We start from the raw sequence: 6,528 nt of genomic DNA, 5'->3' as shown, positions 1-6,528 counted from the left end.
TCCCGCACTACAGGCGGCCGCTCAACAGGTGGTATCTCGTCAGTTAGAGCACACCTCGATTCCCAAGCGCTTCGGTATACCCATGCGCGAAATTTGGGAGCTACAGCAGCGTCTGCCTCAACGACGCGGTAAGAAAGCCTTTCAAACCCGCGAGCATCCGCGCTTTAGGGCGGGTTACGACCTGCTATTGCTACGCGAACAGGCTGGCGAAATACCGCGTGACCTAGGCGACTGGTGGACGGCTTTCCAGCGCGGTGATGAACATGAACAGCGCCGCTTACTGCAAAAAGTGGGTGGCGATCCGGCCAGCCAGGGTGATCGTCGCCGTAAAAAACGGCGGAAACCGCGCAGCCAAGATCCAGAGTAGCCAGCAATGCAGATCCAACTTGCCTATATTGGCCTAGGCAGCAATCTAGCGTCGCCCGTTGAACAGGTTCGCCAGGCGCTCAGCGGGCTCGCTGGGCTGCCGTTGAGCCGGTTAGTGATAGCATCATCGCTCTACGCCAGCCATCCCGTTGGACCGCAAGATCAACCGAACTTTATCAACGCCGTGGCGGCGCTGGAAACCAGCCTCTCGCCACTGGCGCTGCTTGATCAGCTCCAAGCGTTAGAACAGCAGCACCGACGCCGTCGCCAGCGTCATTGGGGCCCACGCACGCTGGATCTTGATCTGCTAGTCTACGGCGATCAGCACATCAAAACCCCGCGCCTATGCGTCCCACACCTACAGATGACCCAGCGAGCATTTGTGCTGGCTCCGCTAGCAGAAATTGCGCCTGCACTCCTACTGCATCATAAGCCGCTCGCTGCGTGGCTTGGCCAAATATCCAACCCCGGCATTCAGCGGTTAGTGGAAGACGCGCCCTCGTAAACTGTTACTTTCTTACCCAAATCTCGACAGCGCGTGCGCAATCAGGTAACAATCACGGTATCGCAGCACGCACCTATTTAAGGCTGCGCTAATAATGGTCGGGCGCCTATGCAGCGCGGACCTCACGCACACGATGAGAGCATGCCATGAAAACCGTTACCCTAAACACGCTGCAAGCCTATAAGCAGGCGGGTGAAACGTTTAGCTGCCTGACTGCTTACGATGCCTCCTTTGCCCATGCGGCAAGCCAAGCCGGTATTGACGTGCTTTTGGTCGGTGATTCGCTAGGCATGGTGCTACAGGGCCACAACAGCACCTTGCCTGTCACCATGGAAGACATCCTTTATCACACGCGCTGTGCCGCTCGCGGCAAGGGCCATAGCCTGCTAATGGTTGACCTGCCCTTTATGAGCAACATTTCAACCGAGCGCCTACTGGTAGATGCCGGCGCTCTGATGCGCGCGGGAGCAGAGCTAGTGAAGCTTGAAGGCGAAGCGTGGATGGCCGAAGGCATTCGTGAACTGACTCGCCGCGGCGTGCCGGTATGCGCGCACCTTGGCTTAACACCGCAAACCGTTCACCAGCTCGGCGGCTATAAAGTACAGGGGCGCGACGCCGCTAACGCTGAGCGAATCATCAGTGATGCCAAGGTGCTTGCGGATGCGGGCGCTTCGGTCATTTTGCTTGAGTGTGTGCCCGCCAGCCTAGGCAAAGCAGTGACAGATGCACTGGATGTACCAGTCATTGGCATTGGCGCAGGGCCGGACACCGATGGCCAGATTCTCGTCATGCACGATGTACTTGGCGTGACTCATGGCCGTACGCCACGCTTTGTGAAGAACTTTATGGCAGAGGCCGATAGCATTCAAACGGCTTTCCAGCACTATCATGAGGCCGTTAAAAACCGCACCTTTCCAGCGCCAGAGAATTGTTTTTAAAACATGTTTTTAAAATAACATTTTTAGAAGCCTGCTCGACTAGCCCTCCATCCCCTTTATTTTGTTAATAACGCGAAACGACTATGCGCACTTTGCGAGACATTGATCAGTTACGCAGCATCCTGCGAGAGCATCGCTTAAATGGCCAGCGAATCGCTCTGGTACCCACAATGGGTAACCTTCATGCTGGCCACCTAGCGCTGATCGCCTGTGCCCGACAGCACGCCGACATTGTGGTTGCGAGCCTATTTGTAAACCCAATGCAGTTTGGCCCAGGTGAGGATTTAGACGGCTATCCCCGGACCTTTAGCGCTGATCAAACGCAGCTGAGCGATGCAGGCTGTGACGTCCTATTTGCGCCGACAGTCAGCGCGTTGTACCCAAACGGCTTAGATGCCCAGACGCGTGTCCATGTGCCCGTCGTGGGCGAAGGGCTGTGTGGCGGCTCACGCCCCGGGCATTTTGACGGTGTTTCCACCGTAGTCAGCATGCTGTTTAGCCTCGTACAGCCCGACATTGCCTGCTTTGGAGAAAAAGATTATCAGCAGCTCGCGGTGATCCGTAAAATGGTCCGCGACCTTCACATGCCGATCGACATCATCGGTGTGCCGATTGTGCGCGCCGATGATGGCTTAGCGCTCTCCTCGCGCAATGGCTACTTGAGTGAGCAAGAGCGCGCCGCAGCACCGGCGCTTTATCGCACTCTGTGTTCACTGCGCGATGCCCTTGAGCGCGGCGACCCGATAGAGGCCGCCTTGCGGCAAGGCACGGCCGCGCTCAGCGACGCTGGTTTTACGCCGGACTATCTTGAACTACGTGAGCTCATGCTCGGCCCGATCAGCGGTGGCACTCATCATTCGGTGCTGCTGGCGGCCGCCAAGCTCGGCCCGGCACGTTTAATCGACAATCTCCGCGTTGAGCTACCGGCTAGCGCCATCAACACCGCTACAAAATAAACAAATACAGGGAAATAAAGGAGCTCATATGCATACCATCATGCTCAAAGCCAAGCTGCACATGGCCCGCGTCACCCATGCGGTACTTAATTACGAAGGCTCCTGCGCCATCGACGGCGACCTGCTGGATCTGGCCGGCATTCGTGAAAATGAGCAGATACAGATTTATAACGTCGAAAATGGCGAGCGCTTCACGACCTACGCCATTCGCGGAGAGGAAGGCTCCAAGCTGATCTCAATCAACGGTGCCGCTGCCCACCTGGCGGCTCCCGGCCACCGCATCATTATTTGCAGCTATGCTCACTACTCACAAGCCGAACTGGCCAGCCATCAGCCCGCGTTGGTCTACCTGCAAGAAGGTAATGACGTTAGCCACACCAGCAACATTATTCCGGTGCAGTTAGCATAACTAGAAGTTGCTAGACAGATTAAGCAGCGGGCCCTGACGTGGCCCGCTTTTATTTGCTTATAAATGCGTATTGCCGCGACGCATACCCTTCCTCTATTCTGAAAGGATGGCTGAGAGTGTCGGCTGACAGAGTACGCCTACCGGGCATCTGGCATCAGACTGTCTGTTATTTACTCCAGGAGTCATTTTATGCAAGAAGTAGTCATTGTTGCGGCACGCCGCACCGCCGTGGGCGCATTCGGAGGCTCTCTCGCGGGCATTCCAGCCAGCGACCTTGGTGCGCTGGTGATCAAAGATATCCTCGCATCTACTGGCGTTTCCCCTGACCAAGTTGACGAAGTGCTGCTAGGACAAGTGCTCACCGCCGGCGTAGGCCAGAACCCGGCCCGCCAAGCGGCGATTAAAGGAGGCCTGCCAGGCTCGGTGCCGGCCATGACCATCAATAAAGTCTGCGGCTCAGGTCTTAAAGCGCTGCACCTAGCAGCTCAGGCCATTCGCTGTGGCGACGCTGACATCATTTTGGCAGGCGGCCAGGAGAACATGTCCGCATCACCTCACGTGCTACCCAACTCACGCACCGGACAGCGCATGGGTGACTGGAAAGCCATTGATTCCATGGTCCACGATGGCCTGTGGGATGCGTTCAATGACTATCACATGGGCATTACCGCTGAGAATTTAGCCGCAAAATACAGCATCACCCGTGAAGCCATGGATGAATTCGCGGCGTCATCTCAGCAGAAAGCCGCAGCGGCGATCAAAGAAGGTAAGTTTAAGGACCAGGTCGTGCCGGTGGAAATTCCCCAGCGTAAAGGCGATCCGCTGGTCTTTGATACCGATGAAAATCCTCGAGAAGTCACGGTCGACAAGCTCAGCGGCATGCGCCCTGCGTTTAAGAAAGACGGTACGATCACCGCTGGTAACGCGTCGGGGCTAAACGACGGTGCGGCGGTGGTTATGCTCTGCTCCGCTGAAAAAGCCAAGCAGTTAGGCCTTAAGCCGCTGGCGCGCATTGCAGCCTATGCCAACGCCGGGGTAGACCCTGCGATTATGGGCATCGGCCCGGCACCGGCCACCCGCCGCTGTTTAGAAAAAGCTGGCTGGAGCCTGGATGACCTTGATCTTATCGAGGCCAACGAGGCCTTCGCGGCTCAAGCCCTGTCTGTTAATAAAGAGCTAGGCTGGGATGTCAGCAAGGTAAACGTTAACGGCGGCGCCATTGCTATCGGCCACCCCATCGGTGCCTCTGGCTGTCGTGTGTTAGTCACACTGCTACACGAAATGATCGCCCGTGATGCCAAGAAAGGCCTGGCGACGCTGTGTATCGGCGGCGGCCAGGGTGTAGCGCTTGCCATTGAGCGTCCTTAACACCTTAGCATGAGCCAGTGCCAGCGTTATTTAGCTAGTCTCAAGCCCCCATCAGTAGATGAGGGCTTTTCTAACGCCGTGCCTTCAGCGGGCCTTTACACCCACCACCTTAGGTGGCGTGCTCAACACCAGCAGCGCGCCCATCAGAAAGAATATCGATGCGGCCCACATGGCAATGGGCAAGCTAGTGCCATCGACGATTCGCCCGCCCAACATCGCCCCCAGGCCGATCGACATATTAAACGCAAAGGCCATCAACGCCGTGGCGGCTTCCGTATTCGGCGCAGTGCGCAGGATCCAGGTCTGAATACTCACCGATACACTGCCGAACACCGCCCCCCAAATCATCAGCAGGATAACGCCGCTTTGCGGTTGAATGCCCAGCAATGGGAAAGCCGCGACAACCAGTAGTAGCAAACTAGGAATGGCCAGCACGGCACGGTACGGGTGGCGCCCGGCAAATACGCCTGCTGCTACATTGCCCAAGATACCCGCCGCGCCGTAAAGCAGCAGCAGGCTGCCTACATGGCGCTGAGAAATACCGCTTATTTCCTGCAGGATAGGGCTAATAAAGGTATAAGCAGCGAAGTGCCCCACTACCACAAACCCCGTTGTGAGCACGGCCACCCGCACGCCGCGATTACTCAGCTGCTGCGCTAGCACGCGCAAACGCACCGGCTCTCTTGGTGGTAAAGGGGGTAGCCAGCACCATAGCGCGATGGCCGTTAGCAGGCTGAACCCACCTAGCGCACCAAAGGCAACTCGCCAGTTGCTGAGATCTCCCAACAGCGTGCCAAGCGGTACACCAAGCACTGACGCCGCCGCTACGCCACCAAAAATAAGCGTCATAGCCTTCGGCACCTTTGCTTCTGGCACTAGGCGTGGCGCAATGCTACCGGCTACCGCCCAGAACCCACCAATACTCAGCCCGACCAGCACGCGCGCAGCAAGCAGCAATGCAAAGCTGCTCGCCAGTGCCGTCAATACACTGCCCAGCACCATCACCATCATCAGCAGCGTGAGCATAATACGCCGATCCAAGCGCCCCACGGCTACCGGCAGTAGCGGGGCTGAAAACGCCGCAATGACGCCGGGTACGGTCACCATTAACCCCGCCATGCCTGGCGTCACACCCATCGCCGAGGCCACTTGAGACAATAACCCAATAGGCAACTGCTCAGCGGTCACCAATAAAAAAATGCCGATCATCACGGCCACCACCGCTCTCCACCGCGGCGCTTGTTCCTGCTCCATAGCGACTCTCTCTTACTGCTGCTGACAATATAAACGTGCCTATCAAACAACACCGCCCTCGTAACCAGAGGCTACGAGGGCGGTATCAGAAACCGAATGACGATTTAACGACCTGCATGTTAAATCGTGGTATCAGTTTCCGCTTCTTGCTCTGCGAACGCAGTCTTCTCTTCTTCGGTGATCTCTTTCATCGACAGCTTCACGCGATTGCGGTTGTCAATATCGAGCACTTTCACGATCACGTCATCGCCTTCGTTCAAGAAGTCGCGCACGTTATTAACACGCTCGGCAACGATCTGCGAGATGTGCACCAGACCATCGGTACCCGGCATGATGTTCACAAAGGCGCCGAAGTCAGCAATACGTACGACCTTGCCGTTGTACAGCTTGCCAATTTCCGCTTCAGCGGTAATCGCCAATACGGTATCAATGGCTCGCTTCGCGGCGGCTTTATCTTCCGCGTAAATACGTACGGTGCCATCATCGTCAAGATCGATCGAGGCGCCGGTGTCTTCGCAAATTTTGCGAATAGTCGCACCACCTTTACCAATGACGTCACGGATTTTGTCAGGATCGATTTTGATCGTCGCCATGGACGGTGCGTTGTCAGAGACATCGGTGCGGCTCTGGCTGATCACGACATTCATTTGTTCAAGAATACTTAGCCGCGCAGCCAGTGCTTGCTGCAGCGCGAGCTCCATAATCTCTTCGTTGATGCCTTCGATCTTGATG

Annotated in this window: 7 protein-coding genes and 1 pseudogene; 6 read left to right on the top strand and 2 right to left on the bottom strand. The window is 56.5% G+C overall.

The genetic code is table 11. The features are described from left to right. The 6 genes and pseudogenes from ACTH5D_RS15965 to ACTH5D_RS15940 all read left to right on the top strand — a co-directional run. Positions 1-367, top strand: a pseudogene (locus ACTH5D_RS15965) (polynucleotide adenylyltransferase PcnB); the annotation flags it as partial. Positions 368-373: 6 nt separating this feature from the next. Continuing rightward, positions 374-871, top strand: coding sequence for a 2-amino-4-hydroxy-6-hydroxymethyldihydropteridine diphosphokinase (gene folK, locus ACTH5D_RS15960; RefSeq protein WP_441672953.1), 498 nt, complete (start codon positions 374-376; stop codon positions 869-871). Between the two features lie 146 nt (positions 872-1,017). Then, positions 1,018-1,809 (top strand): 3-methyl-2-oxobutanoate hydroxymethyltransferase, encoded by a 792-nt coding sequence (panB, locus tag ACTH5D_RS15955; RefSeq protein WP_441672951.1) that lies wholly within the window; start codon positions 1,018-1,020, stop codon positions 1,807-1,809. A gap of 83 nt (positions 1,810-1,892) precedes the next feature. Then, the gene (gene panC, locus ACTH5D_RS15950; protein ID WP_441672949.1) at positions 1,893-2,765 is read left to right on the top strand and encodes a pantoate--beta-alanine ligase; all 873 of its coding nucleotides are present in this window, start codon (positions 1,893-1,895) and stop codon (positions 2,763-2,765) included. Between the two features lie 28 nt (positions 2,766-2,793). Next, positions 2,794-3,174, top strand: a complete 381-nt coding sequence (gene panD, locus ACTH5D_RS15945) for an aspartate 1-decarboxylase (RefSeq protein ID WP_301735735.1) — start codon at positions 2,794-2,796, stop codon at positions 3,172-3,174. A 189-nt stretch (positions 3,175-3,363) separates the two neighbouring features. Next, positions 3,364-4,542 (top strand): acetyl-CoA C-acetyltransferase, encoded by a 1,179-nt coding sequence (locus ACTH5D_RS15940; RefSeq protein WP_441672947.1) that lies wholly within the window; start codon positions 3,364-3,366, stop codon positions 4,540-4,542. Between the two features lie 84 nt (positions 4,543-4,626). Here ACTH5D_RS15940 and ACTH5D_RS15935 read toward each other — a convergent pair whose 3' ends face one another. Both ACTH5D_RS15935 and ACTH5D_RS15930 read right to left on the bottom strand, forming a co-directional pair. Beyond that, positions 4,627-5,796: an MFS transporter gene (locus ACTH5D_RS15935; protein WP_441672945.1), complete on the bottom strand. Its 1,170-nt coding sequence runs from the start codon at positions 5,794-5,796 to the stop codon at positions 4,627-4,629. A gap of 119 nt (positions 5,797-5,915) precedes the next feature. Further along, positions 5,916-6,528, bottom strand: a 613-nt coding sequence (locus ACTH5D_RS15930; RefSeq protein WP_441672943.1) for a S1 RNA-binding domain-containing protein, incomplete at its 5' end; no start/stop codon positions are given.

Origin of the sequence: Halomonas sp., from assembly GCF_052095695.1 — a bacterium.
Taxonomy (GTDB): domain Bacteria; phylum Pseudomonadota; class Gammaproteobacteria; order Pseudomonadales; family Halomonadaceae; genus Vreelandella.
The sequence above is the reverse complement of the archived record's forward strand: the minus strand, read 5'-3'. Positions and strand labels throughout refer to the sequence as shown.